Source organism: Cryobacterium tagatosivorans (assembly GCF_004402215.1).
Lineage (GTDB): Bacteria > Actinomycetota > Actinomycetes > Actinomycetales > Microbacteriaceae > Cryobacterium > Cryobacterium tagatosivorans.
Map to the genome: position 1 here is coordinate 1 of NZ_SOEZ01000046.1, position 26,979 is coordinate 26,979.

A 26,979-nucleotide genomic window follows, 5' to 3' on the forward strand; every position below is an offset into this window, starting at 1 on the left:
CTGGGCATCTCCCCGAGGTAGGCCGGAGCCTCGCCGGCGCACCGCGCGCCGCCCGGGCTGGGCGCCGCCCGCCGACCGCCGCCGCGACGGCACACCGGGCCGGGGCTACACTGGCGCCAGATCGGCCGGCCCGTCGCGCCGACGAAAGCGAGGACGTCCCATGTTCACCTTGCACATCGAGCACACCGTGACCGACTACGACGCGTGGAAGCGCATGTTCGACGCGGATCCCCTCGACCGGAAGGGCTCCGGCGTCAGCGGATACCGCGTCATGCGGCCCACCGGTGACACCGCGGCCGTGATGGTCGAGCTCGACTTCGGCTCCCGCGAGGCCGGCGAACGGATGAGCGTGGCGCTCGCGGAGCTGTGGAAGGGCCCGGCGGCCGAGATGACGATCAATCCGCGCGCGACCCTCACCGAGACGGTCGAGTCGGGCACGCCCTAACAGGCACGCGGGAGGCGACCTCCCGCGTTCGCCGGCGCCGCCGCGTCGACAATTCCCAGCCCTGCAGACACGCACCGCCCACCCGCGGATGCGCACGCCCACGGCTGGGAATTGTCGACGTCCGGGGGCGCCATCCGGCACGCGGGCCGCTCACCCCTAGACTTGCCCGCATGCCTGCCTCCACGCTCGATCGACCCCTCATCACCGACCTCGACCGCGACGTCTCGTCCACCTCGGGGACGACCGTCGACGTGATCGCCCCGTTCAGCGGCGAGGTGCTGCACCGGCTGCCGGTGAGCACCCACGGCGATGTCCTGGAGGCCTACTCCGGCGCCCGCCTGGCCCAGCTCGCCTGGGCCAGGGCCGGGTTCGCCCGCCGCCGGGCCATCCTCCTGCGCGCACACGATCTGCTGCTCGAACGCCGGGAACTGCTGCTCGACGCGGTGCAGTCCGAGACGGGCAAGACCCGCGGCCAGGCCTTCGAAGAGGTCTTCCAGGCCGCCAGCGTGACCCGGTACAACGCCCTCTCCGCGAGCGGCGTGCTCCGCGGCGGGCGCCGCCGGGCCGCCATCCCGCTCGTGATCGGCACCCGCGTGCACTACCGGCCCAAGGGCGTCGTCGGGGTCATCACGCCGTGGAACTTCCCGCTCAGCCTCGCCGCGATGGACGTCGTCCCCGCGCTGGCCGCCGGCTGCGGGGTGGTGCAGAAGGCCGACAGCCAGGGCGCCCTGAGCATCCTCGCGCTGCGCCGCGCCTATATCGACGCCGGCGTCCCCGCGGCACTCTGGGCGGTCGTCACCGGCGACGGCACCGAAATTGGCGGCGCCGTCACGAACCAGGCGGACTACATCTGCTTCACCGGCTCGACCGCCACCGGGAGGCGCGTCGCGGCGCAGGCGGCCGAGAACCTGACCGGGGTGTCGCTCGAGCTGGGCGGCAACAACCCGCTGATCGTGCTCGATGACGTCGACCCGGCGAAGGCCGCAGCGGATGCCGCCTACGCCTGCTTCTCCTCGATGGGCCAGCTCTGCGTGTCGATCGAGCGCATCTACGTCGAGCGCGGCGTCGCCGACGATTTCCTGCGCGAATTCACGGCCCGGACGACGTCGCTCGTCCTGGGCGCCGGGTTCGACTACTCCGCAGACGTCGGATCGCTGACCAGCCAGGACCAGCTCGAGCGGGTCAGCGCGCATGTGCAGGATGCCCTCGCTAAGGGCGCCACGCTCCTGGCCGGCGGGCGGGCCCGCCCCGACATCGGGCCCTTCTTCTTCGAACCGACCGTGCTCGGCAGAGTCACCCCCGACATGCACTGCTACGCGAACGAAACCTTCGGGCCGGTCGTCGCGGTGTCGATCGTCGACTCCGAGCAGGAGGCCATCCTCGTGGCCAACGACAGCGAATTCGGGCTGAACGCCTCGGTCTTCTCCGGGTCGACCAGCCGTGGACTGCGCGTGGCCTCGGCGCTGGAGGCCGGCAGCGTCAACGTCAACGAGGGCTACCGGGGATCGTTCTCCTCGGTCGACGCGCCGATGGGCGGGGTCAAGCACTCGGGTCTCGGCCGCCGCAACGGTCCGGAGGGGCTGCTCAGGTTCGTCGACGCGACGACGGTGTCCCACGCCACCGGGCTGCTCCAGCTGCCCCGGCTCGGTCGCGACTTCGCGCGGCTGGCCGGTCCGCTGCTGCTCCTCGCGGTCGTCCTGAGGGCGATCCGCCGGCGCTGATCCGGGTCGCTAGGTGGCTTCGGTGTCGAATGGGGCCGGGGCGGCGGGCGTGAGGGCGGCGTTCTCCTTCGCACGCTTCCGCTGCAGGTAGGCGCCGTCCGGGTTGGGCGTCGCGCGCGACACCACGGCCGACTGCTCCTTGTCGGGGGCGTCCTCGCTGAGCGCTTCCCGGATGATCCGGCGCGGGTCGTACTGGCGCGGGTCGAGTTTCTTCCAGTCCAGGTCGTCGAACTCCGGGCCCATTTCGTCGCGCATGCGGTCCTTGGCCCCGTTGGCCATGTCCCGCAGCTGGCGGACGAGGCGGCCCAACTGCGCCGCATAGTGCGGGAGCTTCTCCGGACCGAGCAGGAAGACGGCGATGATCCCGATCAGGAGGAGTTTCTCGAACGTCAGACCGAACATCCATTCAGAATAACCCTCGGCGGGGCATCCCCGGACCAGCCGGGGCTCGGCCGTAGTCTTGAAGCACCCACCTACTGGAGTTGTGCCGTGACTGACATTGAATTGAACTGGAAATTCTCCGACGACCTGGTCGTGGAAAGCGATGCGCTGTCCAAGGCGAGGCAGCAGTCCCATGAGCTCGGTATCGACGCGATCGCGCCGTCCGTGGGCGCCCAGACCGCCGTCATCGCCGCGGCGACCGGCGCACGGAGCATCCTCGAGGTCGGCACCGGCGCGGGCGTCTCCGGCATCTGGCTGCTCACCGGCGCGCCCGGCGCGACGCTGACCTCCATCGACACCGAGATCGACCACCAGCAGCACGCCAGGGCGAACTTCGTCGAGGCGGGAATCCCGGCCAACCGGGTGCGCCTGATCACCGGCCGGGCCGCCGATGTGCTCCCGCGGATGAACGAGAGTTCCTACGACATCGTCTTCATCGACGCCGACCCGCAGTCGGTCATCGAATACGTCGAGCACGCACTCCGGCTGGCCAGGCCCGGCGGCACCGTGCTCGTGGCGCACGCCCTCTGGCGCGGCCGGGTGGCGAACCCGACCCAGCGCGACGACGTGGCGACCGGATTCCGCAACCTGCTGACCGAGATCGCCTCCTCGAGGGCCGTCATCAGCGCCCTCTCCCCCGTCGGCGACGGACTGCTGCAGATCACCAAGCTGCGCGCCTGAGCGGCCCGGTTCGGCCCGGTCACGGGCGTTAACGAAAGAGATCGGCCACGCGGCAAGCCGCGCGGCCGATCATCCGGTGCAGTCGTCCGGGCCTAGACGGCCGGGCTGACCACCCCGGCAAGTGCGTCGTGAAGCTCCTTCGCTTCAGCGTCATTCACAGAGACGACAAGTCGCCCCCCGCCTTCGAGCGGAACCCGCACGATGATAAGGCGCCCTTCTTTGACGGCCTCCATAGGCCCATCCCCGGTCCGTGGCTTCATGGCAGCCATGAACTCCCCTTTCATTCAGTCATCTGAACTTCTATTATCGTCTATTGCGGCCCCAAGACTGTAATTAGGGGGGTGTCCAGTCGGCGCCGTCGACGCGCCAGCAGATCAGCAGCCAGCCCCACTGGCCGGCAATGCAGAGCAGAACGACCCCGGCCCGGTACAGCCGGCTTCGCGGCTGGGCCACCGCCCCGAGCAGCGGGAAGAGCGGCATGAGCAGCCGGAAGGTGCTCGACTGGGGGAAGAAGACCGCGAACAGGTAGAGCGCGTAGGCCGCCACCCAGAACCGCAGGTCGACGCCGAGCCGCCGGACCGCCGGCGTGAACATGAACATCGTGAACGCGAGGACGACCGCGACCACGGCGACGATGCCCAGCGGCATGCCGAGCCACCACACTCCCCCCTGGAACCAGGCGGTGAACGGCACGAGTTCCTGGTAGCCGATGTACGGCGCCCGCCAGGCCAGCTCGGTGTCCGTGTACGCGGTGATCGAGCCGGTGACGGCCCACGCCGCGAGCGGCCAGGCGAGGCCCATCAGCCCGCTGAACACGGCGACGGATGCCGACAGCACCCATTCCCGGGGCGGGAACGGGTCCCTGGCCCGCGTGATCCAACGGTGCGCCACGTGCAGGGCGAGCGCGAACGCGAAGGCCAGGCCGCTCGGCCGGGTCAGCGCCATCACGGCGATCACCGGGAACAGCGCCAGGTACCGTCGCTCGAGCAGGAGGTAGAGCGCGAGGGTGAGGAAAAACAGGTACATCGATTCGGCGTAGCCGAACTGCAGGAGCGGCGAGAGCGGGGCGACGCAGAAGAGCACGACCGAGAACAGGGCGGTCCCGTCGGCGAGGACCCGGCGCATCAGCCGGTAGAAGAGCAGCGCGGAGCCCAGGCTGAACGCCACCGACACCAGGACGGCCACGGGAGCCCACTGCGCCCCGCTCAGCTCCATCAGCAGCCGAACGGCGGCCGGGTATCCGGGCATGAACGCCCAGGCGTTCTCCGCCACCTGGCCCTCCAGCGTCACCGGCAGGATCGACGGGTAACCGCCGACGGCCACGATGTTGTACCAGTGGCCGTCCCAGATGGTCGCGAAGTCGGCGTAGCGGGGTCGGGCGCCCGTCCACGCGTTCGCCTCCTGGAGGTTCGCCATGGCGAGCACGAGCGACGTGGTCACCAGCCGGGACGCGGCCCAGACGAAAGCAACCTTCGCCCACCAGGGCGTGAGCCGGTACCGGGCCCGCCAGCCCGCGGGGAGTCGCGCGGCGCTCGTGGTGGTCGGCATCCGGGGCCGCCTCAGTCGGTGGAAGCGGTCAACCAAGCGCGGAGGCCGTCTTCGCACTCCGTGATCTGCCGGAGGGAAACTCGTTCGTCATCGGCGTGGGCCTTGAGCGGGTCGCCGGGACCGTAGTTGACGGCGGGGATCCCGAGCGCCGAGAAGCGCGCGACATCCGTCCAGCCGTACTTGGGCCGGGGTTCCGCGCCGACGGCGGTGAGGAATTGCCGGGCGAGCGGGGCGTCCAGGCCGGGTCGCGCGCCGGCGGCCGAGTCGACGACGGTGATCTCGTAGCCGGGGAACAGCTCGTGCAGGTGGACGATGGCCTCGTCGACCGAGCGGCTCGGGGCGAACCGGTAGTTGACGTGCACCATGCACTCGTCCGGGATGACGTTGCCGGCGATGCCGCCGCTGATGCCGACGGCGTTGAGGCCCTCGCGGTAGACGAGGCCTTCGACCTCGACCTCGCGGGGCTCGTAGTTCGTGAGGGTGTCGAGGATGGGGGTGACCTTGTGGATGGCGTTCTCGCCGACCCAGCTGCGGGCCGAGTGCGCGCGCAGGCCGAAGGCCCGGATCTCGACGCGCAGGTTTCCGTTGCAGCCGCCTTCGACCCGGCTGTTGCTCGGCTCGCCGAGGATCGCGAAGTCACCCACGAACAGGTCGGGCCGGTTGCGGGCGAGCCGGCCCAGGCCGTTGAGGGAGTCGGAGACCTCCTCGTGGTCGTACCACATCCAGGTCAGGTCGACGATGGGCTCGGTGAGTTCGGCGGCCAGCTTCAGCTGCACCGCGACCCCGGCCTTCATGTCGACGGTCCCGCGCCCCCAGAGGTAGTCCACTCCGTCGAGCGTCTCGAACCGGGTGGGCAGGTTGTTGTTCAGCGGCACCGTGTCGATGTGGCCGGCGATCACGACGCGCTGCGCCCGGCCGAGGTTGGTGCGGGCGACGATCGTGTCGCCGTCCCGGATGATTTCGAGGTGGTCCAGGCCCGAGAGCGATCGTTCGATGGCGTCGGCCAGCCTCGTCTCGTTGCCGGACACCGACTCGAGGTCGCAGATCTCCCGGGTGATGTCGACGGACGACGCGGCGAGGTTCAGCACCTCGGGGCTCTGGCTCTCTTCGGTGGTGGGCACCCTACTAATCTAGAGCCATGGTCACCGCGCTCCCCTCCGCCCCCGCCCCGTCCCACGCGTGGGGGTACGGCCTGGCCACGATCGCCGGCGACGGGACCGTGCTCGACACGTGGTTCCCGGCCCCCAGCCTGGGCCGGCTCCCGGCCGGCCGGGACCGCTGGATCGTGCCAGCCGAACTCGAAGCGCTGGCCGGGGACGACACACGGCGTAACGTCCGGCTGGAAGCCGTCACGGTGGAAATCGACCTGCAGGCGCCGCCGGCCGGCACCTCGGACGCTTATCTGCGCCTGCACCTGCTCTCCCACCTCCTCGTGCTGCCCAACAGCATCAACCTGGACGGCATCTTCGGCCACCTCCCCACCGTGGTCTGGACCAACGCCGGCCCGGTGCACCCGGCCGACTACGACCGGTTGCGTCCCTCGCTCCAGCGCCTGGGCATCCAGTCGACCGGGATCGACAAGTTTCCGCCGCTGCTGAACTACGTCACCCCCGACCGGGTCCGGATCGCGGACGCCTCGCGCGTGCGGCTCGGCGCCCACCTGTCCCCCGGAACCACGGTGATGCACGAGGGCTTCGTCAACTTCAACGCCGGCACGCTCGGGTCCTCGATGGTCGAGGGCCGCATTTCGCAGGGCGTCGTCGTCGGCGACGGCGCCGACATCGGCGGCGGCGCCTCGATCATGGGCACCCTCTCCGGCGGCGGCACCCAGCGGGTGTCGATCGGGCAGCGCGCCCTGCTCGGCGCGAACTCCGGCGTCGGCATCGCCATCGGCGACGACACGGTCGTCGAGGCCGGCCTGTACGTGACGGCGGGCACCAAGGTGGTGCTCGTCGGCGAGGCCCGCACCGCGGACGGCGCGCCGCGCACAGTGAAGGCCGTCGAGCTGTCCGGCGTGGCCGGGCTGCTCTTCCGCCGCAACTCGCTCACCGGGGCGGTCGAGGTGCTGCGGCGCGACGGAACCGGTGTCGTGCTCAACGAGGCACTGCACGCCTGACCCGGTAGCATCCGTGTAGGGGCACCGACACCGGCAGCATCCGTCGCCCCGGCAGTTTCGATCACAAGGGAGTGATGTGGGTACCGACGCACCGCGCAGCAGGCGACACCGCAGGGCTCGGACCCTCTTCGCCCTGCTCGGGATCGTGCTCAGTCTCGTCCTGGTCGCAGCCGGGCTGGGCGTCTGGACCGTCGTGCGCTCCTTCCCGACGCTCTCCGGCGAGGTCGCCCTTCCGGGGCTCGAAGCCGACGCCACCGTCTACCGCGACGACGCCGGGATACCGCAGATCGTCGCGAAGACGTCGGCGGACCTGTTCATGGCGGAGGGGTACGTGCACGCCCAGGACCGTTTCTGGGAGATGGACTTCCGCCGGCACGTGACCGCCGGGCGCCTCTCCGAGCTGTTCGGGGAGAGCCAGGTCGGCACGGACACCTTCATCCGCACCCTCGGCTGGCGGGCGATCGCCGAGCAGGAGGTCAAGCTGCTCGACCCGGTCACGCTCGGCTACTACCAGGCCTACGCCGACGGCGTCAACGCCTACCTGGCCACCCACAAGGGCAGCGACCTCTCCCTCGAGTACGCGGTGCTCGGCCTGCAGAACGCCGGCTACCAGCCCGAACGGTGGACGCCGGCCGACTCCGTCGCCTGGCTGAAGGCGATGGCCTGGGACCTCCGCTCCAACCTCGACGACGAAGTCGACCGGGCGACGCTCGCCGCCACGCTCACCCCCGAGGAAGTCGCCGAGCTGCACCCGGACTACCCGTACGACACCCACCCGACCATCGTCGACGGCATGCCGCCCGCCGCCACGGTTGCCGAAACCGCTGCCGCGCCCGCCCCGAGCGAGCCGCTCGAGAGCACCGCCCTCGCCTCCCCCCTGGGCGACCTGCGCGCGGCGCTGGCCTCCGTGCCGGAGCTGCTCGGACCGGCCGGCGAGGAGATCGGCTCGAACTCCTGGGTGGTCTCCGGCGCGCACACCGACACCGGCAAACCCATCCTTGCCAACGACCCGCACCTCGGCCCGGTCATGCCGTCGGTCTGGTACCAGGTCGGCCTGCGCTGCGAAACGGTCAACGCCGACTGCCCGTTCGACCTGGCCGGCTACGGCTTCACCGGCATGCCGGGGATCATCATCGGCCACAATGCGCGCGTCGCCTGGGGCTTCACGAACCTCGGGCCGGATGTCGCCGACCTCTACCTCGAGAAGGTCACCGGCGACACCTACGAGTACGACGGTGCGGCGAAGCCGATGGTCGTCCGGAACGAGAAGATCACCGTCGCCGGGGGGCCGCCGGTGAAGATCGAGATCCATTCGACGGAGCACGGCCCGATCGTGAGCGGGCTCGAGGGGTCGGCGTTCCCGGGGATCGCGAGCGACTACCCCGTCGCCGCCGGGCTGCCGGCCAGCCCGGCTCCCGCGGTTCCGGCCGCGCCGGCGGCCGAGCCGCCGGCAACCCCGGCAGCGGCCGTTGCCCCCGCCGAATACCAGCTCGCCCTGCAGTGGACAGCGCTGACGCCGGGCCGCACGGCATCCGCGATCTTCGCCCTCAACGCGGCGACGGACTGGGAGAGCTTCCGGGCGGCGGCCGAGCTGTTCGAGGTGCCGTCGCAGAACCTGATCTACGCCGACGTGGACGGCAACATCGGCTACCAGGCGCCGGGACTCATCCCGATCCGCAAGAAGGGCAACGGCACGGTCCCGGTGCCCGGTTGGACGAGCGACTACGGCTGGACCGGGTTCATCCCCTTCGCCGCCCTCCCGACGACGTTCAACCCGCCCAGCGGGCTCATCGTCACGGCGAACAACGCGCCGGTCGGGGCCGACTACCCGCACCTGATCACGGCGGACTGGGACCTGGGCTACCGCGCGAGCGAGATCACCTCGCGCCTGCAGGGCCTGATCGACGCCGGGACGCCGGTGACGACCGACACCATGAGCGAGATCCAGGCCGACAACTTCAGCGCGGCCGCGGCGGCCCTCGTGCCGGTGCTGCAGGAGGTGCGCGTGTCCGGCAAGGCCCGCGAGGCGCAGGCGCTGTTCGACGACTGGGACTACCAGGTCGACGCGGACAGCGCGGCGGCGGCGTACTTCAACATCGTCTGGCGCAACCTGCTGGTCAACATGTTCGACCACAAGTTCCCGGAGGGGTCGGGGCTGACCGGCGGGGACCGGGCATTCTCGATCGTCGAGTCGCTGCTCGACCAGCCCGACTCCGACTGGTGGGTCAACGACCGGATCGGCGCCGTCGGACGCGACAGCATGCTCACCAAGGTGATGACCCGCGCCGCCGCCGAGGGCGCCGACCTGATGGGCGCGGATGCGTCCGCCTGGGAGTGGGGCAAGCTCCACACGCTCGAGCTGACGAACTCGAGCTTCGGCGAGTCGGGCGTCGCCCCGATCGAGTGGCTGTTCAACCGCGGGCCGTACGAGCTCGCGGGCGGATCATCCGTCGTGAACGCCATCGGCTGGGACGCCTCGGTCGGCTACACCGTCGACTGGGTGCCGTCGATGCGGCAGGTGATCAGCCTCGCCGACTGGGACGACTCCACCTGGCTGAACCTGGCCGGCGAATCCGGGCACGCCTTCCACACGAACTACGTGGACCAGATGCCGCTCTGGCAGCGCCAGGAGACGCGCCCCTGGCGCTTCAGCATGGCCGACGTCAAGAAGGCCGCCACAGACACCCTCCACCTCCGCGCCAGCGCCCGCGAAGACTGACCCACGCCGAACCGTGAGTTTGGCACCTTCCCGGGCCCCACGAAGGTGCCAAACTCACAGTTCGGCGGATGGGGATGGGGGTTAGCGGGCGGGGAAGTCGCGGGCGGGCGAGCCGATGTACAGCTGCTGCGGGCGGCCGATCTTGGTCGCCGGGTCCTCGTTCATCTCGCGCCAGTGGGCGACCCAGCCGGGCAGCCGGCCGATCGCGAAGAGGACCGTGAACATTCGGGTCGGGAAGCCCATCGCCTTGTAGATGACGCCCGTGTAGAAGTCGACGTTGGGGTAGAGCTTGCGCTCCTTGAAGTAGTCGTCGTTCAGCGCGATGTGCTCGAGTTCCTGGGCGATGTCGAGCAGGTCGTCCTTGACGCCGAGCGCCGCAAGCACCTCATGGGCGCTCTCCTTGACCAGCTTCGCGCGCGGGTCGTAGTTCTTGTACACGCGGTGGCCGAAGCCCATCAGGCGCACGCCGTGCTCCTTGTTCTTGACCCGCTCGACGTACTTCTCGACGCCCTCACCGGATGCCTGGATCTCGCCCAGCATCGACAGGACCGCCTCATTGGCGCCGCCGTGCAGCGGGCCGAAGAGCGCGTTGATCCCGGCGGACACCGACGCGAACAGGTTCGCCTCGGTGGAGCCGACCAGGCGCACGGTGGAGGTGGAGGCGTTCTGCTCGTGGTCCTCGTGCAGCATGAGCAGGCGCTCGAGCGCCCGGCTCACGACGGGGTTGACCTCGTACGGCTCGGCCAGCGTGCCGAAGTTGAGCTTGAGGAAGTTGTCGACGAAGCTCAGCGAATTGTCCGGGTACAGGAAGGCCTGGCCGATGCTCTTCTTGTGCGCGTATGCGGCCATCACCGGCAGCTTGGCGAGCAGGCGGATCGTCGAGATCTCGACCTGGGCCGGGTCCTTCGGGCTGAGCGAGTCCTGGTAGTACGTCGACAGCGCCGAGACGCCGGACGAGAGCACCGACATCGGGTGCGCGTTCGTGGGCAGGGCGTCGAAGAAGCGGCGCAGGTCTTCGTGCAGCAGCGTGTGGCGACGGATGCGCGTGTCGAACTCGTCGAGTTCGCTCGCGCTGGGCAGCTCGCCGTAGATGAGCAGCCACGCGGTCTCGAGGAAGCTCGACTTCTGGGCGATCTGCTCGATCGGGTAGCCGCGATAGCGCAGGATCCCCTTCTCACCGTCGATGAAGGTGATCGCCGAGCGGGTGGACGCCGTGTTGACGAAGCCCGAGTCGATCGTCGTCAGCCCCGTCTGCCGGGTCAGGGTGGAGATGTCGATGCTGCCGGCGCCGTCGGTGCTCTCCAGGATCGGGAACTCCGCGCTTCCGCCTGGGAAGGTGAGGGTGGCCATCTTCGGCTCGCCGGACGGGGTGCGTGTGACGTCGCTCACGGCGCCTCCTTGAAGTATGGCGGCGACGATGTCGCTACCTGATGGTCTGTGGCGGTCCGCCGCAGAACACTCCTGGTGCATGGCAACGTCAACCGGCTACAGCCTAATCGCCCCCGCAGCCTACTGTTGCATCCGCCAAGAGTTCGGCGGGTTCGTTGGTGATGTTCCACAACGGCTCCCGACCGGCTCGACCGGCTCGACCTCCGCGGTCAGGAGCGCAGGCGGGACGCGGCGGCCGCGATCCGTTCGTCGGTGGCGGTGAGCGAGAAACGCACGTGCTCGGGGTAGATGTCGCCGTAGAACGGGCCGGGTCCGGCGAGGATACCCAGGTCGGCCAGGCGGCCGATCGACGCCCACGCGTCCACGCCCTCTGTGGCCCAGAGGTACAGCCCGGCCTCGCTGTGGTCGATCCGGAACCCGGCCTCCCGCAGGGCCGGCAGCAGCACCTCACGGCGCGCCCGGTAGCGCTCCCGTTGCACGTCGACGTGCTCGTCGTCGCCGAGCGCGGCCGCCATGGCAACCTGCAGCGGGGCGGGGAGCATCAGCCCGGCGTGCTTGCGCACGGTCAGCAGCCGGCCGAGAACATCGCCGCAGCCGGCCGCGAAGGCGCCGCGGTAGCCGGCCATGTTGGACTGCTTGCTCAGCGAGTAGATAGCGAGCACATTGTCGCGGTTGCCCCTGATCACCCGGGGGTCGAGGATGCTGGGGATCCGCGTTGTCGACCACGGTGCATCCCAGCCGAGCTCGGCGTAGCACTCGTCGCTGACGATCACGGCGCCGAGTTCACGCGCCCGGTCGACGGCGCTGGTGAGTTCCGTGACGGTGAGGACCCGTCCGTCCGGGTTGCCGGGGCTGTTCAGCCAGATCAGTTTCGTCGTGGCCGGCCACTCCGCCGGGTCGTCGGAGGCCAGCGCCGTGGCGCCGGCCATGGCCGCGCCGATCGCGTAGGTCGGGTACGCAGCCCGGGGGTGCACCACGGTGTCGCCCTCGCCGAGGCCGAGCATGAACGGGAGCAGGGCGACGAGTTCCTTCGACCCGATCGTGGGCAGCACATTTCGCTCGGTCAGGCCGGTGACGCCGCGACGGCGTTCGTACCAGGCGATGATCGCGCGCTGCAGCTCGGGCGTTCCGGCCGTCTGGGGGTAGGAGTGGGCGTCGGTGGCGCCCGCGAGGGCCCGCTGGATCACGCCGGGCGTGGCATCCACCGGCGACCCGATCGACAGGTCGACGATGCCGCCCTCGTGGGCGCGCGCCCGGGCGGCAAACGGGACCATCTGGTCCCAGGGGTAGTCGGGAAGCGGCTTGAGCACGCGGGCGGCTAGTGCGTGACCTGCGGCGGGAGGACCGCGATAACCGGGTGGTCCTTCGGGATCACGCCGATCTTCGCCGCGCCGCCCGGCGAACCGATGTCGTCGAAGAACTCCACGTTGGCCTTGTAGTACTCGGCCCACTTGTCCGGCAGGTCATCCTCGTAGTAGATGGCTTCGACGGGGCAGACCGGTTCGCAGGCGCCACAATCGACGCATTCGTCGGGGTGGATATAGAGCGAACGTTCGCCCTCGTAGATGCAATCGACCGGGCATTCATCGACGCAGGCGCGGTCTTTCACGTCAACGCAGGGTAAGGCAATGACGTACGTCACAGTGAGCGGATTCCCTTCAGGAGCCGGATTTCCAGTCTAGGCTGGTTCGGCGCATCCGCGATCGGTTCACCGCTTCGCGGGCAGATTCGGCCAGGAGAGCACGAACGTCGCCACGAGGGCGGGCACGATCGTCCAGAGCGTGCCCGGCAGGCCCGCCGGGATGAGCACGGACCCGCCCGTGCTCCGCAGCGACAGCAGGAAGATCGCGCCGAGCAGGCCGATGGCGGCGGACAGCACGGCCATCCGGTCGCCGAACACGAGGCGCAGCCCGACCAGGAGCGCCGTCACCGCCAGGAGCGCGAGGATCAGGCCGATCGGGACCGTCACCGGCCCGATGACCAGGACGCCCTGGTGGGCGACCGTGCCGAGCAGGCCGAACGCGACGCCGAGGACCAGGGAGACCGCCGCGGTGGCCAGGCGGGCGCCCCTGGTCGGCGGGATGTCCGGGACCAGGCGGGCATCGGGCTCGCGGCGCAGAAACGTCTCGGTTCCGGTGACGGCGAGGAGCGTGCCATCCGGCAGGCCGACGGCGCCGTCGGTGACCGTCCACCGGCACGGGTAGGCGGCGAGGGCTGCGCGCTTGCACTCCAGCACGTCGCTGACGTCGATGGCGACCAGGCGACGGCCGGCGGCCTGGGTCACCCGGCGGGCGAGGAAGACGGGCGCGCCCAGCGCGTCTGCCGCCCGGGTCGCGGACTCCCGCAGGCCGTCCTCGGCCGAGCCGATGACCACCGCCGTGGCCCTGGCCTCGGCGACGGCCTCCCGGAGTGCCGAGTCCCGCTCGGCGGATGCCGCGGGAAGCGTCCGCGACTCGGTCACGGCCAGCTCGGCCAGTCCCGCGGCGGCGGCATCCGCTTCGCCCTGCGCCAGGGCGCCGAACAGCACCGTGACCCCGGCGCCGTCGGCACGGAGCCGGGCGATCGTGCCGCCGGTCAGCAGCGCTTCGTCGCCGGGCCGGTCGAGCACGAAGACCACGCGTTCCTCGCTGCCGGACATGACCATCGGGACCCCAGTGCTTTGTTACGCGTGTTACGGGCCAATCGCCCTCGTTCAAAAGCATAACTGGACAGGATCCGGCGCTCGCGGTTAGGGTGGAAGGAAGTAAGGTTAGCCTTACCAACCTCACCCCGAACCGACCGGCCCGAACCAACCAGGAAGACCCGTGCTCGCAAACTATCTGATCGGCCTGCGCGAAGGTCTCGAAGCTGCCCTCATCGTCACGATCCTGATCGCGTACATCGTCAAGATCGACCGCCGCGACGTGCTGGCGCGCGTCTGGCTCGGCGTCGGGCTCGCCGTGCTCCTGGCGCTCGGCATCGGCGCCGCACTCACCTTCGGCACGGTCGGCCTGTCGTTCGCGGCCCAGGAGACCATCGGCGGCGTGCTGTCGATCGCCGCGACCGGCCTGGTCACCTGGATGGTGTTCTGGATGCTCCGCACCGCACGCGACCTCAAGGGGCACCTGCACGGCAGCATCGACCGCCACCTCGTGGGCACCGGGATGGGTCTCGTCCTGGTCGCCTTCCTCGCCGTGGGCCGCGAGGGCATCGAGACCGCCCTGTTCATCTGGGCGGCCGTGCAGGCCAGCGGCGAGACCACCTTCCCCCTGCTCGGCGCGGGGCTCGGCATCCTCACGGCCGTCGCCCTCGGCGCCCTGATCTACGCCGGGATGCTCCGGATCAACCTGGCGAGGTTCTTCACCTGGACCGGCGGCATCCTGATCCTTGTCGCCGCGGGCGTGCTCTCCTACGGTGTGCACGACCTGCAGGAGGCGGGCATCCTGCCCGGCCTGCACCACCTCGCGTTCGACGTGAGTGCCGCGATCCCGCCGGACAGCTGGTACGGCACCCTGCTCAAGGGCACGCTGAGCTTCTCCCCCGCCACCACCTGGCTCGAGCTCGCGGCCTGGCTGGCGTACCTCGTGCCGACCATGACCCTGTTCATCCTGAAGAGCCGGCAGGGCCGGCCACGCCCGGCCGCCGCATGCACGGAAGGCGCCGCGGCTCCCGTCGTGGCCTCCGCCCGCTAGCCCCGCTCCCGCTACCCCACTTAAGGACTCCCATGCGCGCCCGCCTCGCCCTGCCCACCGCCGCCTGCTCCGCCGTTCTGCTGGCCCTCACCGGCTGCGTCGCCAACGGAGGCGGCACGGATGCCACGCACGCCTCGCTGACCGTCGACAGCAGCGCCACGGAGTGCGCCGTGTCGGCCGCGGAGGCGCCGGCCGGCACCGTGCGCTTCCGGGTGACGAATTCCGGCGACAAGGTCACCGAGTTCTACCTGCTCGCCGACGACGGCCTGAAAATCGTCGGCGAGGCCGAGAACATCGGCCCCGGCCTCAGCCGCGACCTGGTCGTCGAACTCGAGCCCGGAAAGTACTTCACCGCCTGCAAGCCGGGCATGACCGGCGACGGCGTCGGCAAGGCGGCATTCACCGTGACGGAGTCGGGCGCCGCCGGCGAGATCGACGCCGACCTCGCCGCGCGGATCGACACGGCCAACTCCGGCTACGCCGCCTACGTGCGGGACGTGGTCGCCGAACTCGCCACCGGCACCGACGCCTTCGCCGCCGCGTACGTCGCCGGGGACGACGACCTCGCGCGCAGCCTCTACGCCCCGACCCGCGCCCACTGGGAGCGCGTCGAGACCATCGCGGAGTCCTTCGGGGACCTCGACCCGAAGCTCGACCTGCGCGAAGCAGACCTCGAGGAGGGCCAGGAGTGGACCGGCTGGCACGCGATCGAGAAGGACCTCTGGCGCGCCGAGGCCGAGGCCGGCTTCCAGGCCTACGACGCCGGGAAGCGTGCGCACCTGGCCGGCCTGCTCGTCGCCGACACGCAGACCCTGAAGGGCAAGGTGGCGGACCTGAGCTTCACCCTGTCCCAGCAGACCAACGGCGCGATCGGGCTGCTCGAAGAGGTCGCCTCCGGCAAGGTCACCGGCGAAGAGGAGTTCTGGTCGCACACCGACCTCTGGGACTTCCAGGCCAACGTCGACGGCGCCAAGGTGCTCTACGCCGGTGTGCGCGACATCCTGGTCGAGAAGGACCCGAAGCTCGCCCGGCAGCTCGACACGGAGTTCGGCGCGCTCCAGGCGCTCCTCGACGAGCACCGGGTGGACGACGGGTTCGCCTTGTACACGGAGCTGTCCGGCGCCGACATCCGTGCCCTCGCCGACCAGGTCAACGCCCTCGGCGAGCCGCTCAACCGGCTCACCGCGACGCTCGTCATCTCGTGAGCGGCGCTTCTCTGCCCGACGCGACGCGCGGCGTCTCCCGGCGGGGCCTGCTCGGCCTGGCCGGAGCGGGCCTGGCCGGGCTCGGGCTCGGCGTCGCGGGTGACCGTGCGACCATCGCCGCGACCGGGGGCACCGGCACGGCGTCCGCGAGCAGCTACCCGTTCTACGCCGGGCACCAGGCCGGCATCGTCACCCCCGCCCAGGACCGCCTGCACTTCGCGTCGTTCGACCTCACCCCTGGCACGAGCCGGGCGGAACTGATCGAGTTGCTGCGCGACTGGACTCTGGCCGCGGCGGCCATGACCGCCGGCCGGGACATCGGCGAATTCGGCGCGGTTGACGGTCCGTACGGCGCACCGCCGGAGGACACCGGCGAGGCGCAGGGCCTGGACCCCGCCGGCCTGACCATCACGTTCGGCTTCGGGCCGACCCTGTTCGAGACAGCGGACGGCACGGACCGCTTCGGCCTCGCCGCGCAGCGACCGGCCGAACTTGTCCACCTGCCGCATTTCCCCGGCGACATGCTCAAGGAAGGGCAGAGCGGCGGGGATCTCTGCATCCAGGCCTGCGCGAACGACCCGCAGGTGGCCGTCCACGCCGTGCGGAACCTGTCCCGGATCGCGTTCGGCCGGGCCGCCATCCGCTGGTCCCAGCTGGGCTTCGGGCGCACCTCGTCCACCAGCACGAGCCAGGCCACCCCGCGCAACCTGTTCGGGTTCAAGGACGGCACGGCGAACATCAAGGCCGAGGAACCCGCCGCCGTCAACGACCAGGTGTGGGTCCAGCCCGGGGACGGCCCCGCCTGGCTGGCCGGCGGCTCCTACCTCGTGACCCGGCGCATCCGGATGACGATCGAGACCTGGGACCGCACGATCCTGCGCGAACAGGAGGCGATCATCGGCCGCAGCAAGGGCGAGGGCGCGCCGCTCTCCGGCGGCTCCGAGTTCACGGAGCCCGACTTCACGAAGACGGGTGAGGATGCTGCCCCGCTGATTGACCGGGCCGCCCACGTCCGGCTCGCTCATCCGACCCGGAACGGCGGACACCGGCTGCTGCGCCGCGGGTACAACTTCGTCGACGGCAATGACGAGCTGGGCAGGCTCGACGCCGGCCTGTTCTTCATCAGTTTCCAGCGGTCGCCGGAGCAGTTCTCCGCCGTGCAGCTGAGCCTGGCCCGGAACGACGCCCTGAACGAATACACCCGGCATGTCGGGTCGGCGCTCTTCGCGGTCCCGCCCGGCGCCAGGGAAGGCGCCTACATCGGGCAGGCGCTCTTCACCTGACCGGGGGCCGTCCCTCCGGTTGAGTCGCGGCCCCTCAATCCGCAAACGAAGGTACTTTCTCCGCAACTGAGCGAGCAGCGCCGCCCGCGGGGCGAATCAGGCGGGGCTGACCGTGTAGAGCAGTCCGTCCGAGTTGCTGGCGACGACGACGGTGTAGCTGTCGTTCTTCATCGCGACGACGCTGGCGTCGCCGGCCGAGACGCGAGTGTCACCGACGAAGCCGGCATCCTCGAGCGTCTTCCGGGCGTCTTCGAGCGGGTCCGCGGCGTCGGACTTCACCGTGACGACCCAGCCGTCCTTGTTGTCCCCGGAGCCGCGCGCGCCGAAGAGGAGCTCGCCGTCGATGACGGCGACCTCCTTCGGCCAGCCGGTCGGCAGCTTGCCGCCGAGGCTGACGTCGCCGCCGGTCGCGCCCTGGACGGCGCCGTTGACGGCCCCTTCGACCGAGCAGCCTGCGAGCAGCGGAACGCCCGCGGCGGCGATGACGATGGCGAGCGAGACGCTCAGGCTCTTCTTGTACGACTTCTTCATGGTTCTACGTCCTCAAAAACTAGCTACAAATGGCGCGAACCCGCAGTTGTGCAGGCTAAATCGATGATTTAGCGCGCACAACTGCGGGTTCGCGGATGGGGCAGGGGTGCCTAGCTGGCGTCCTGCTTCTTCAGGCGTGACGTCTGGCGCTGGCGGGCGGATGCCGCGAGCTCGACCTTGCGGATGCGCACCATGGCGGGCGTGACCTCGACGCACTCGTCCTCGCGGGCGAACTCGAGGCACTCCTCGAGGGTCAGCTGCTTGGACGGGGTCATCGACTCGAACGTGTCGGAGGTGGACTGACGCATGTTGGTCAGCTTCTTCTCCTTGGTGATGTTCACGTCCATGTCGTCGGCGCGCGAGTTCTCGCCGATGACCATGCCCTCGTAGACCTCTTCGGTCGGGTTGACGAAGAACGACATCCGTTCCTGCAGGGCGATGATCGCGAACGGGGTGACGACACCGGACCGGTCAGCGACGATCGAGCCGTTGCTGCGGGTGACGATGGTGCCGGCCCACTCCTCGTAGCCGTGGAAGATCGCGTTGGCGATTCCGGTGCCGCGGGTGTCGGTGAGGAACTGGGTGCGGAAGCCGATCAGGCCGCGGGACGGAACGATGAACTCCATCCGGACCCAGCCGGTGCCGTGGTTGGCCATGTTGTCCATGCGGCCCTTGCGTGCGGCGAGGAGCTGCGTGATCGCACCGAGGTACTCTTCCGGCGAGTCGATCGTGAGGTGCTCGTACGGCTCGTGGATCTTGCCGTCGACGCGCTTGACAACCACCTGCGGCTTGCCGACGGTGAGCTCGAAGCCCTCGCGACGCATCTGCTCGACCAGGATGGCGAGGGCGAGTTCTCCTCGGCCCTGCACCTCCCAGGCGTCGGGGCGTCCGATGTCGACGACCTTGAGCGAGACGTTACCGACGAGCTCGCGGTCGAGGCGGTCCTTGACCATGCGCGCGGTGAGCTTGTGGCCCTTGACCTTGCCCATGAGCGGCGAGGTGTTGGTGCCGATCGTCATCGAGATGGCCGGCTGGTCGACCGTGATGGTCGGCAGCGGGCGGACGTCATCCGGGTCGGCCAGGGTCTCACCGATGGTGATGTCGGCGAAACCGGCGACAGCGACGATGTCGCCGGGGCCGGCGCTCTCGGTCGGGTAGCGGTCGAGGGCCTTGGTGATCAGCAGCTCGGTCACCTTGACGTTCGCCACGGTGCCGTCGGACTTGACCCAGGCCACGGTCTGGCCCTTTTTGATCGTGCCGTTGAAGATGCGCAGCAGGGCGAGGCGGCCGAGGAACGGGCTGGCGTCGAGGTTGGTGACGTGCGCCTGCAGCGGGTGCTCGTCGTCGTACTGGGGCGCCGGGATGTGCTTGAGGATGGCCTCGAACAGCGGTTCGAGGTCGTCGTTGTCGGGCAACTGGCCGTTCTCGGGCTTGTTGCTGCTCGCCGCGCCGTTACGGCCGGAGGCGTAGACGACGGGGACGTCGAGGATCGCGTCGAGGTCGAGGTCGGGCACGTCGTCGGCCATGTCGCTGGCGAGGCCGATCAACAGGTCCTGGCTCTCGGCCACGACCTCGTCGATGCGGGCGTCGGGGCGGTCGGTCTTGTTGACCAGCAGAATGACGGGCAGGTGAGCCTCGAGCGCCTTGCGGAGCACGAAACGGGTCTGCGGCAGCGGTCCCTCGCTCGCGTCGACGAGCAGGACGACGCCGTCAACCATGGACAAGCCGCGCTCCACCTCGCCACCGAAGTCGGCGTGGCCGGGGGTGTCGATCACGTTGATCGTGATCGGGCCGTCGGTCGCGTGGATGCCCTTGTAGGACACCGCGGTGTTCTTCGCGAGGATCGTGATGCCCTTTTCGCGCTCGAGCTCGTTCGAGTCCATCGCGCGTTCTTCCACATGGGAGTGGTCCGCGAAGGAGTTCGTCTGCTTGAGCATCGCGTCGACCAGGGTTGTCTTGCCGTGGTCAACGTGGGCAACGATTGCAACGTTTCGGAGGTTATTGCGCGTGGCAATCGCCATAAGTTCTATTCCTTGTTTTGTCGTTTCGCAATCTGGCGAGCCTCGCGGCGAGCTCGTTGCTCGGCGGGGTCAGGCACAGGCACGGCGCTGATTAGGCGCTGGGTATAAGGGTCCTTGGGGGCACGAAGAATCTGGTCGCTAGTCCCCTGTTCGACTAGTTTACCCTTATGCATCACCGCAATGCGGTGCGAGAGCGCATCGACGACCGCCAGGTCGTGGCTGATGAACAGGCAGGCGAAGCCCAAACGGCCCTGCAGCTCCTGCAAAAGCTCCAGGAATCGGGCCTGGACGGACACGTCCAGGGCGCTCGTCGGCTCGTCGGCGATGAGCAGATCGGGGTGCAGGGCGAGCGCCCTGGCGATGCCGACACGCTGCTTCTGGCCGCCGGAGAGCTCGTGCGGGAAACGGTTGCGGTAGCTCGTGGGCAGTTCCACCTGTTCGAGCAGGGTCTGCACCCGCTTGTCCAGGTCGGCGCCCCGGGCCTCCCCGGACAGGTACAGCGGCTCGCCGATCGACTCGCCGATGGGCATCCGCGGGTTCAGCGACGACGCCGGGTCCTGGAATACGATGCCCGCCTTGCGCCGCAGCGGGCGCAGTTCCCGCATGCCGGCCTTGGAGATGTCGATGCCGCAGGAGATGAGGGTGCCCTCACGGATCGGCAGCAGGCCCACGGCCGCGCGGCCCAGGGTAGTCTTGCCCGATCCGGACTCCCCCACGAGACCGACGATTTCGCCCGGGAAGACCTGGAAGTTGATCTCGTCCGCGGCCCGGAAGGCCGGGATGCGCCCGCGCTTGGGGTATTCGATCGCCACGTTCTGGAAGTCGAGCACCGGCTTCGCGTCGACCGCGCGGAACGCCTGCGGGCGTTCGGCGATCTCGATGCCCTGGCCGAGGTGCGGCACGGCGGCGAGCAGCTGCTTCGTGTACGGATGCTGCGGCCGGTTGAAGATGTCGTCGATGACGCCGGACTCGACCGTGAGCCCGTCCTTCATGACCATCACCCGGTCGGCGAGGTCGGCGACGACGCCCATGTCGTGGGTGATCAGGATGATGGCGCTGTCGAGCCGCTTGTGCAGGTTGCGGAGCAGGTCGAGGATCTCGGCCTGCACCGTGACGTCGAGGGCCGTGGTCGGCTCATCGGCGATGAGCAGCACCGGGTCGCAGGAGATCGACTGCGCGATCATCGCGCGCTGGCGCTGCCCGCCGGACAGCTGGTGCGGGTACTTGTTGAACGACTCGGACGGGTTCGGCATTTCGACCATGGTGAGGAGCTCGATCGCGCGATCCTTGGCCTCCTGCGGGGAGAGGTCGTAGTGCGAGCGCAGCGCCTCGGTGATCTGGAAACCGACCGTGTAGACCGGGTTCAGCGCCGTCATCGGCTCCTGGAAGATCGTCGCGATGGAGTTGCCGCGGACCTTGCGCAGCTCCGCCTCTGGGATGCCCCGCAACTGCTTCCCGAGGAGGGTGATCGATCCGGTGACGCGCGCGTTCGACGGCAGCAGGCCCAGCAGCGCCATCGTGCCGGTGCTCTTGCCCGAACCGGACTCGCCCACGATGGCGAGCACTTCGCCGCGCCGCACCTCGTAGTTCATATTGATGGCGGCCGGGTACAGCTCGCCTTCCACCCAGAAGTCGACGTCGAGGTCCTTCACCTCGAGCACGATCTCGGGGAGGGTGTCGAAAACCACATCGTCGCTCGTCGCGACGGTCGCTGAATCAGTCATTGCTTGCCATCCTGTCTGGGTAAAGCGGGCCATCTGCGAAACTAGTGGTGTGCTGACAGAGTCGTTCCATTACCGCCCCCTGTTCGGGCGAATCCTCGCCGCCGCGATCGTCGTCCTGTGCCTGGTCGGCCTCGCCGGGCTGGCGGTGGCCGGCGACTGGGCGAACCTCGTCAGAACGGCCTGGCCGCTGGCCTTCTTCGGCGCCCTGGCGGTCGCCTTGTTCTGGCGTCCACGGATCATGATCGAGGAGCACGGCGTCACGGTCGTCAATGTGCTGCGCACGATCGAGGTGCCCTGGCCCGCCATCCAGCGCATCGACACCCGCTTCAGCCTGACCCTGTTCACCCCGGGCCGGAAGGTTCCGGTCTGGGCCGCGCCGAGTCCCGGCATCCGCGGAGCCGTTGCGGTCGAGCGGGCCGATGTGCGCAACCTGGGCGAATCCGCCTACGGTCCGGGCCACAGCGTGCGCCCCGGCGATTCGGTGAGCACCCCGTCCGGCCAGGTGGCCTTCGTGCTGCGCAAGCGCTGGGAGGCGCTGCGCGACGCCGGCCACCTGGACAGCGGAGCCATCGAAGAAGGGTCGGTGAAGGTCACCCCGCACTGGGCCACCATCGCCGCACTCGGGGTGCTCTTCGCGGGAACCGTGGCCAGCCTGGTCGTGTGACAGCACCGCCTGGAGCATCACGGCCACGTTAGGCCGAGACGCGCTTGTCGCGTGCCCGGCGGGTTGCCGCCCGCGCAAGCGCCCGCGGCGACGGCATCTTCTTCTGGCGGGGATCGAACGCGTCGCGCAGGCCGTCACCGATGAAGTTGACGCTCAGCGCGATGATGATGATGAAGATACCCGGCCACCAGAACAGCCACGGCCTGGTCGCGAAGGCGGATTGGTTCTCCGCGACGATGAGTCCGAGGGACGTGTCGGGCGACTTGACGCCGAAGCCGAGGAAGCTCAGCGCCGTCTCGCCGAGGATCGCGCCGGCCATCAGCAGCGTCGCGCTGACGATGATCACGCCGACCGCGTTGGGCAGGATGTGCTTGAAGATGATCCGGGCGTCGCTCGCCCCCGAGACGCGGGCCGCATCGATGAACTCACGTTCACGCAGCGAAAGGAACTCGCCGCGCACGAGTCTCGCCAGGCCCATCCAGGCGAACAAACCCAGCATCAGGCCCAGCACCGCGGCGCCGAGCGCCCCTGTGGCGCGACCGATGACCGCACCGATCACGATGAACGGGATCGTGATGATCACGTCGGTGAAGCGCATCAGCAGCGAGTCAGACCAGCCGCGGTAGAAGCCGGCCAGCGAGCCGACCAGCACGCCCACCGCGGTGCCGACGGAACCGACGAGCACCATGATCATGATCGACTGCTGCGCGCCGCGCATGACGAGCGCGAAGATGTCGTGGCCGACGACGTCCTGGCCGAACGGGTGCGGCCCGACGCCGAAGCCCGGCCCGGGGACCAGGTTCAGCGTCGGAATGCCGCGGTTGACCAGCGGCGGCGTCTCCCGCCAGTGCCACGGCCACCAGCCGGGGGTCGTGAGGCCCCACACGTGCAGCCCGACGGAGCTGTAGGCGAGCAGGATGACGAACGTCAGGACGACGATCGAGATGACCGCGCCGCGGTGACGGAAGAACCGCTTGCGAACGATCTGTCCCTGGCTGAGACCGACGGTTTCGCGCTGTTCGATCGTGGTTTCGTCGCGCTCGGGTTCACCGTCGTGCTGCGGATCCTGGAGGGCCAGGTTGAGGTCGACCATTAGGACACCCTGATTCTCGGGTCGAGGGAAGCGTACAAGAGGTCCGCGACGAGGTTGAAGATAACGATGAGCAGACCGGTGACCACAAAGAACGCCATCACCGGGTTGGGGTCAACCGCGACAAGCCCCTTCTGGAAGAGCTGGCCCATGCCGCTCCAGCCGAAGACGAACTCGGTGATCACGGCGCCGCCGATCAGCGCTCCGATGTCGAGCGCGATGATCGTTGCAATCGGGATCAGCGCGTTCCGGAGGGCGTGCCGGACGACGACCGTGCGCTGGGTGAGGCCCTTGGAGCGCGCGGTGCGGATGTAGTCCTGGTTCATCACCTCCAGCATGCTCGAGCGCGTGTAGCGGGTGAGCCCGGCGAAGGAGATCAGGATGATCGCGATCGTCGGCAGCAGCAGGTGGGTGAAGGTGTCGATGCCCTGCACCCAGAAGTTGCCGCCCAGGTTCGGAGTGGCCGAACCGAACGTGGCAATCGGCCGGCCGTTGATCCTGGTCGAGTTGAAGTAGTCATTCCAGTAGAAGAGGTAACCCTCGAGCGCGATGACGGCGCTGACGATGACGGACACGATGGCCGAGGTGCGAGCCGACTGCCAGCGGTCTCGTCCGCCCAGGAAATAGCCGATCGCGCCGCCGACCACGACGGAGAGCACCGCCAGGCCGAGGAACAGCGGCAGGGACATGAACCGGAAGACGTACCAGGTCATCGGGTAGTAGAGCGCGATGCCCAGTGCCGCCGTGACCAGCGACCCGCGCAGCGCGTTCTTGTTCTTCAGCCCGACCGAGATCGCGGTGACGCCCAGGGCAGCGGCGACCGCCGTGAGGATGACGCCGACGATGCCGACGCTGGGGGTGCTGAACCAGTCGGTCAGGTCGAAGTAGGCCAGGAGCGCGCCGGTCGACACGGTGGCGACGGCGAGTGTGGTCAGCCGCTTCCTGCCGTTCCCGCCGAGCACGGACATCCAGAGCAGGCCCGAGACTATCGATATCCCGATCAGGACCGCTATCCCGATGCTCGGCTCGGCCAACCAGTCATTGAAGCCGATGGCGATGTACTGCTTGAGCAGCACGGCCACCCAGAAGATCGGGAGAGAGAAGAAGAGGAACGAGGCGAAAGTGATGGAGTAGTCGTAACCGCTGTACTGGCGCAGGGCGGTCGTGATTCCGACCGCCAGGCCGACGACGATCGCGATCAGCTGGGCCGAGACGACCAACTGCAGTGTCGATCCCATCGCCTGCTGGAGCAGAACGTTGACCGGCAGGCCCTGGACGTTGACGCCGAAGTCACACTGGCCGACGAAGCACTGTGCGATGCCGCCGAGCCAGATGAAGTAGCGGAAGAAGGGGGGAACGTCGAGGTTGAGAAGCCTCGTGCGGGCCTCCATCAACTCGAGCTTGTTCGGAGCACTGCTTTCCCGCAGCTCTTTGAGCGGGTCGCCCGACATCGAGACGAGGATGTACATCAGGAATGTCGCGGCGAGTAGTACGAAGACTGCGGCGATCAGGCGCCGGGTTACGAATGAGGCCATGAGCGGTGGCGACCAGCCAATCTATGAGGATCTGGCAGTGGGCGCCGGGACCTTGCGGTCCCGGCGCCCACCGGATTTCAGTGGAAGTGGGGGCTCAAGCCCTACTTCTTGGCTGCAACCTTCCAGTCCCAGATGTTCCAGAAGATGGTCGGCGACAGGATCGACGGGTCAACGCCTTCGATCTTGTTGTTGAATGCCGTGACACCGGGGAACTGGAAGACGGTGACGCCGTAGAAGTTCTCCCAGATCAGCTTGTCGAGCTGCTTCTGCAGGTCGATCTGCTTCGCCAGGTCGAACTCGCCGTTCAGCTTCTTGATGACCTTGTCCACCTCGGGGTTCGAGAAGAACGTGAGGTTGTTGATGCCGCCGGTCTCGAACGTCGGACCGGAGCTGGTCACGCCGAGGCTCGTGGACTGCCAGCCGAACAGCGAGGCGTCGTAGGCACCGGGGGTACCGAGGAGGCCACCCCAGTTCTCGTTGCCACAGTCTTCGACCACGAAGCCGGCGAGTGCAGCCGACGTCTGGATGAGCTGGAACTCGTTGATGCGGCGCGGGTTGGTCGAGCTGTACAGCAGGCAGACCTTGGGGCTGGTCACGCCGGCCTCGGCGAGGAGCGCCTTGGCGCCCTCGACGTCGACCTCTGCGTAGTCGGCCGAACCGTTGGCCTTGACGGAGTCGTCGTAGCCCTCGGCGCCAGGTACGAAGATCTGCGAGTCACGCAGGGTCGCGTCCTCGCCGACGATCGGCTTGATCAGCTTGTCGATGATCTCCTGGCGCGGAAGGACCTTCATGAAGGCCTCGCGGACCTTCGGGTCGTTGAACGTGCCGTTCTTGGACTTGTCCATCTGAAGGTCGATGTGCTCGTAGGTGCCTTCGGCGCCCTTGATGACCGTGACATTCTTGACGCCGTCGAGGGCGGTCGTGATGTCAGCGGTCGCCTGGGGCGAGATGACGTCGACGTCGCCGTTCTGGAGCGCCTGCACTGCGGCCAGCGGGTCGCCGATGAAGCGGATGGTGACCTCTTCGATCGTCGGCTTGTGGGCGCCGGTGTAGTCGGGGTTGGCCTTGAGGGTGATGAACTGGTCGGCCTTGAACGAGGAGATCGTGTACGGGCCGGTGCTCAAGTACAGGTCAGGGTCCTTGGGCAGTTCGGTGAAGTTGAAGCCCGAGTTCCAGAAGCTGGAAATCGAGGCGAGCTTCTTGTCGTCCTTGTCCTGGATGGCCTTGATGACGGCATCCTTGGCCTTCTTGTTGTCCTTGATGTCGAGGGGGTTCTTGCCGACGACGTGTGCCGGCAGTGCGCTCGGGAAGGCAAGCTCCCAGTCGACGTACGGGGTTTCATACACCATCGTGATGGAGCGGCCGTCGTCCCCGATCTTGGGCACGTCGTGCACGAGGCCGAGGCCGGAGTCGGGCTGGGCGCCGGAGTCGAAGTAGACGATGTCCTTCGGGAAGGCATCGGTGAACTCGCCCGTGTCAGGGTCGGTGAACTCGGCCGGGTCGAAGTCGGGGGTGTCGAGCGAGCGCGAGTTGGCGGCCCAGTTGAGCAGCATGTCGGCGGCGTCGACGGCCGTGCCGTCAGACCACTTGACGCCGTCCTTGATGGTGTACTTGACCGTCAGCGGGTCATCGGAGACCATTTCGTACGAGCCGAACTCGGTGTTCTTCACGAGCTTGGGCTCGTTGTCGTACAGGTTGAACCAGTCGTTCGTCATGTAAATGATGTTGGCGTTCGCCGTCGCGTTGCCGAACGAGGTCGAGCCGTTGTACGAATAGAACGGCTGGTTCCACGCGACGTTGACGCTCGTTCCCTTGTCGAGTCCGGACTCGGCCGTGGGGGCCGCGCATCCGGACAGGACGAGGGCGACGGCGCCAACGGCAGCAACTGCTGCCCCGATGCGTCTGATTCTCATTGTTCCTCCTGTGCAATGTGTGCAAGCGGCAGGGACTCCGTGCGGGCCTCGACGCCGTGCTGGTTGCTACTGACCCTAGAGAGGTCGACACTCCCACCGCGCGCGACACGAGAAAACGTTACACATTGGTAATCAGGAGCGAGGAATAGTTCAATTTCTGCATGAAAGTTGCGTCAGGGACGGAACATTTTGACCGGATCCCGCGCCTGCGCCCCCCGAAAGGGAGACTTCCGCCGTTAACGAATTCGACGGAGATTCCGTGCCGCGGCGCTCAGCAGAGCC

23 protein-coding genes are annotated in these 26,979 nt (G+C 68.6%); 9 read left to right on the forward strand and 14 right to left on the reverse strand.

Translation table 11 applies throughout. The features are described 5' to 3' along the window. The first annotated feature begins 160 nt into the window (after nt 1-160). Together E3O23_RS09330 and E3O23_RS09335 are read left to right on the forward strand one after the other, a co-directional pair. Complete coding sequence (locus tag E3O23_RS09330; RefSeq protein ID WP_134490373.1) at nt 161-445, forward strand: hypothetical protein; 285 nt, start codon at nt 161-163, stop codon at nt 443-445. A 170-nt stretch (nt 446-615) separates the two neighbouring features. Beyond that, nucleotides 616-2,166, forward strand: a complete 1,551-nt coding sequence (locus E3O23_RS09335; protein WP_134490375.1) for a succinic semialdehyde dehydrogenase — start codon at nt 616-618, stop codon at nt 2,164-2,166. A gap of 9 nt (nt 2,167-2,175) precedes the next feature. Here the strand turns inward: E3O23_RS09335 and E3O23_RS09340 are convergent, their stop codons facing one another. Further along, nucleotides 2,176-2,568 (reverse strand): sec-independent translocase, encoded by a 393-nt coding sequence (locus tag E3O23_RS09340; protein ID WP_134490377.1) that lies wholly within the window; start codon nt 2,566-2,568, stop codon nt 2,176-2,178. Between the two features lie 87 nt (nt 2,569-2,655). On the opposite strand from E3O23_RS09340, the gene E3O23_RS09345 reads away from it, so the two are divergent. After that, nucleotides 2,656-3,288, forward strand: coding sequence for an O-methyltransferase (locus E3O23_RS09345; protein ID WP_134490379.1), 633 nt, complete (start codon nt 2,656-2,658; stop codon nt 3,286-3,288). Between the two features lie 92 nt (nt 3,289-3,380). Here E3O23_RS09345 and E3O23_RS09350 read toward each other — a convergent pair whose 3' ends face one another. The 3 genes from E3O23_RS09350 to dapE form a co-directional block, all read right to left on the reverse strand. Beyond that, entirely contained in the window at nt 3,381-3,557 is a 177-nt protein-coding gene (locus E3O23_RS09350; RefSeq protein WP_134490381.1) for a DUF3117 domain-containing protein, read from the reverse strand. A 64-nt stretch (nt 3,558-3,621) separates the two neighbouring features. Continuing rightward, the gene (locus tag E3O23_RS09355) at nt 3,622-4,836 is read right to left on the reverse strand and encodes a hypothetical protein (protein WP_241983410.1); all 1,215 of its coding nucleotides are present in this window, start codon (nt 4,834-4,836) and stop codon (nt 3,622-3,624) included. An 11-nt stretch (nt 4,837-4,847) separates the two neighbouring features. Further along, complete coding sequence (dapE, locus tag E3O23_RS09360; RefSeq protein WP_134490383.1) at nt 4,848-5,966, reverse strand: succinyl-diaminopimelate desuccinylase; 1,119 nt, start codon at nt 5,964-5,966, stop codon at nt 4,848-4,850. Between the two features lie 8 nt (nt 5,967-5,974). Here dapE and dapD point away from each other — a divergent pair, with 8 nt between their 5' ends. Continuing rightward, nucleotides 5,975-6,952: a 2,3,4,5-tetrahydropyridine-2,6-dicarboxylate N-succinyltransferase gene (dapD, locus tag E3O23_RS09365; RefSeq protein ID WP_134490385.1), complete on the forward strand. Its 978-nt coding sequence runs from the start codon at nt 5,975-5,977 to the stop codon at nt 6,950-6,952. Nucleotides 6,953-7,028: 76 nt separating this feature from the next. Next, a complete protein-coding gene (locus E3O23_RS09370) occupies nt 7,029-9,671 on the forward strand; it encodes a penicillin acylase family protein (RefSeq protein WP_134490387.1) in 2,643 nt (880 codons plus the stop codon). 81 nt (nt 9,672-9,752) lie between these two features. Here the strand turns inward: E3O23_RS09370 and E3O23_RS09375 are convergent, their stop codons facing one another. The 4 genes from E3O23_RS09375 to E3O23_RS09390 form a co-directional block, all read right to left on the reverse strand. Next, nucleotides 9,753-11,021 carry a citrate synthase gene (locus E3O23_RS09375; RefSeq protein WP_134490503.1) on the reverse strand — a complete coding sequence of 423 codons (1,269 nt, stop codon included), beginning with the start codon at nt 11,019-11,021 and terminating at the stop codon, nt 9,753-9,755. A 248-nt stretch (nt 11,022-11,269) separates the two neighbouring features. Then, entirely contained in the window at nt 11,270-12,370 is a 1,101-nt protein-coding gene (dapC, locus tag E3O23_RS09380) for a succinyldiaminopimelate transaminase (RefSeq protein ID WP_255453298.1), read from the reverse strand. An 8-nt stretch (nt 12,371-12,378) separates the two neighbouring features. Beyond that, nucleotides 12,379-12,702 carry a ferredoxin gene (gene fdxA / locus E3O23_RS18310; RefSeq protein ID WP_134490389.1) on the reverse strand — a complete coding sequence of 108 codons (324 nt, stop codon included), beginning with the start codon at nt 12,700-12,702 and terminating at the stop codon, nt 12,379-12,381. Between the two features lie 66 nt (nt 12,703-12,768). After that, a complete protein-coding gene (locus E3O23_RS09390) occupies nt 12,769-13,704 on the reverse strand; it encodes a PIG-L deacetylase family protein (protein ID WP_134490391.1) in 936 nt (311 codons plus the stop codon). A gap of 160 nt (nt 13,705-13,864) precedes the next feature. Between E3O23_RS09390 and efeU the strand changes: the two genes are divergently transcribed. The 3 genes from efeU to efeB are packed head-to-tail and all read left to right on the forward strand — an operon-like array spanning nt 13,865 to nt 17,219. Then, nucleotides 13,865-14,731: an iron uptake transporter permease EfeU gene (gene efeU / locus E3O23_RS09395; protein ID WP_134490393.1), complete on the forward strand. Its 867-nt coding sequence runs from the start codon at nt 13,865-13,867 to the stop codon at nt 14,729-14,731. Nucleotides 14,732-14,763: 32 nt separating this feature from the next. Then, complete coding sequence (gene efeO, locus E3O23_RS09400; RefSeq protein ID WP_174776622.1) at nt 14,764-15,936, forward strand: iron uptake system protein EfeO; 1,173 nt, start codon at nt 14,764-14,766, stop codon at nt 15,934-15,936. Then, nucleotides 15,933-17,219 carry an iron uptake transporter deferrochelatase/peroxidase subunit gene (gene efeB, locus E3O23_RS09405; RefSeq protein WP_134490397.1) on the forward strand — a complete coding sequence of 429 codons (1,287 nt, stop codon included), beginning with the start codon at nt 15,933-15,935 and terminating at the stop codon, nt 17,217-17,219. The genes efeO and efeB overlap by 4 nt, the downstream gene beginning before the upstream one ends. 96 nt (nt 17,220-17,315) lie before the next feature. Here the strand turns inward: efeB and E3O23_RS09410 are convergent, their stop codons facing one another. The 3 genes from E3O23_RS09410 to E3O23_RS09420 all read right to left on the reverse strand — a co-directional run bounded on the left by E3O23_RS09410 (nt 17,316) and on the right by E3O23_RS09420 (nt 21,495). After that, a complete protein-coding gene (locus tag E3O23_RS09410) occupies nt 17,316-17,750 on the reverse strand; it encodes a hypothetical protein (protein ID WP_134490399.1) in 435 nt (144 codons plus the stop codon). Nucleotides 17,751-17,860: 110 nt separating this feature from the next. Next, on the reverse strand, nt 17,861-19,771 hold the full coding sequence (gene typA / locus E3O23_RS09415; RefSeq protein ID WP_134490401.1) for a translational GTPase TypA: 1,911 nt from the start codon (nt 19,769-19,771) through the stop codon (nt 17,861-17,863). Nucleotides 19,772-19,776: 5 nt separating this feature from the next. Further along, on the reverse strand, nt 19,777-21,495 hold the full coding sequence (locus E3O23_RS09420) for an ABC transporter ATP-binding protein (RefSeq protein ID WP_134490403.1): 1,719 nt from the start codon (nt 21,493-21,495) through the stop codon (nt 19,777-19,779). Between the two features lie 49 nt (nt 21,496-21,544). Between E3O23_RS09420 and E3O23_RS09425 the strand changes: the two genes are divergently transcribed. Further along, nucleotides 21,545-22,159, forward strand: coding sequence for a PH domain-containing protein (locus E3O23_RS09425; RefSeq protein ID WP_134490405.1), 615 nt, complete (start codon nt 21,545-21,547; stop codon nt 22,157-22,159). A 28-nt stretch (nt 22,160-22,187) separates the two neighbouring features. Here the strand turns inward: E3O23_RS09425 and E3O23_RS09430 are convergent, their stop codons facing one another. From E3O23_RS09430 to E3O23_RS09440, 3 genes are all read right to left on the reverse strand, one after another. Further along, on the reverse strand, nt 22,188-23,252 hold the full coding sequence (locus E3O23_RS09430; protein ID WP_134490407.1) for an ABC transporter permease: 1,065 nt from the start codon (nt 23,250-23,252) through the stop codon (nt 22,188-22,190). Next, a complete protein-coding gene (locus E3O23_RS09435; RefSeq protein ID WP_134490409.1) occupies nt 23,252-24,784 on the reverse strand; it encodes an ABC transporter permease in 1,533 nt (510 codons plus the stop codon). Before E3O23_RS09435 ends, E3O23_RS09430 begins: the two co-directional genes overlap by 1 nt. A gap of 101 nt (nt 24,785-24,885) precedes the next feature. Further along, entirely contained in the window at nt 24,886-26,697 is a 1,812-nt protein-coding gene (locus tag E3O23_RS09440) for an ABC transporter family substrate-binding protein (protein ID WP_241983411.1), read from the reverse strand. Nucleotides 26,698-26,979 lie beyond the last annotated feature (282 nt).

What these genes read in the sequence shown, in the direction of transcription:
- E3O23_RS09335 (WP_134490375.1), top strand. Translation starts at nt 616, where the DNA reads ATGCCTGCCTCCACGCTCGATCGACCCCTCATCACCGACCTCGACCGC.
- E3O23_RS09340 (WP_134490377.1), bottom strand. Translation starts at nt 2,568, where the DNA reads ATGTTCGGTCTGACGTTCGAGAAACTCCTCCTGATCGGGATCATCGCC.
- typA (WP_134490401.1), bottom strand. Translation starts at nt 19,771, where the DNA reads ATGGCGATTGCCACGCGCAATAACCTCCGAAACGTTGCAATCGTTGCC.
- E3O23_RS09375 (WP_134490503.1), bottom strand. Translation starts at nt 11,021, where the DNA reads ATGGCCACCCTCACCTTCCCAGGCGGAAGCGCGGAGTTCCCGATCCTG.
- E3O23_RS09350 (WP_134490381.1), bottom strand. Translation starts at nt 3,557, where the DNA reads ATGGCTGCCATGAAGCCACGGACCGGGGATGGGCCTATGGAGGCCGTC.
- E3O23_RS09420 (WP_134490403.1), bottom strand. Translation starts at nt 21,495, where the DNA reads ATGACTGATTCAGCGACCGTCGCGACGAGCGACGATGTGGTTTTCGAC.
- E3O23_RS09430 (WP_134490407.1), bottom strand. Translation starts at nt 23,252, where the DNA reads ATGGTCGACCTCAACCTGGCCCTCCAGGATCCGCAGCACGACGGTGAA.
- efeO (WP_174776622.1), top strand. Translation starts at nt 14,764, where the DNA reads ATGCGCGCCCGCCTCGCCCTGCCCACCGCCGCCTGCTCCGCCGTTCTG.
- E3O23_RS09435 (WP_134490409.1), bottom strand. Translation starts at nt 24,784, where the DNA reads ATGGCCTCATTCGTAACCCGGCGCCTGATCGCCGCAGTCTTCGTACTA.
- E3O23_RS09330 (WP_134490373.1), top strand. Translation starts at nt 161, where the DNA reads ATGTTCACCTTGCACATCGAGCACACCGTGACCGACTACGACGCGTGG.
- dapD (WP_134490385.1), top strand. Translation starts at nt 5,975, where the DNA reads ATGGTCACCGCGCTCCCCTCCGCCCCCGCCCCGTCCCACGCGTGGGGG.
- E3O23_RS09440 (WP_241983411.1), bottom strand. Translation starts at nt 26,697, where the DNA reads ATGAGAATCAGACGCATCGGGGCAGCAGTTGCTGCCGTTGGCGCCGTC.
- E3O23_RS09410 (WP_134490399.1), bottom strand. Translation starts at nt 17,750, where the DNA reads ATGAAGAAGTCGTACAAGAAGAGCCTGAGCGTCTCGCTCGCCATCGTC.
- E3O23_RS09390 (WP_134490391.1), bottom strand. Translation starts at nt 13,704, where the DNA reads ATGGTCATGTCCGGCAGCGAGGAACGCGTGGTCTTCGTGCTCGACCGG.
- E3O23_RS09355 (WP_241983410.1), bottom strand. Translation starts at nt 4,836, where the DNA reads ATGCCGACCACCACGAGCGCCGCGCGACTCCCCGCGGGCTGGCGGGCC.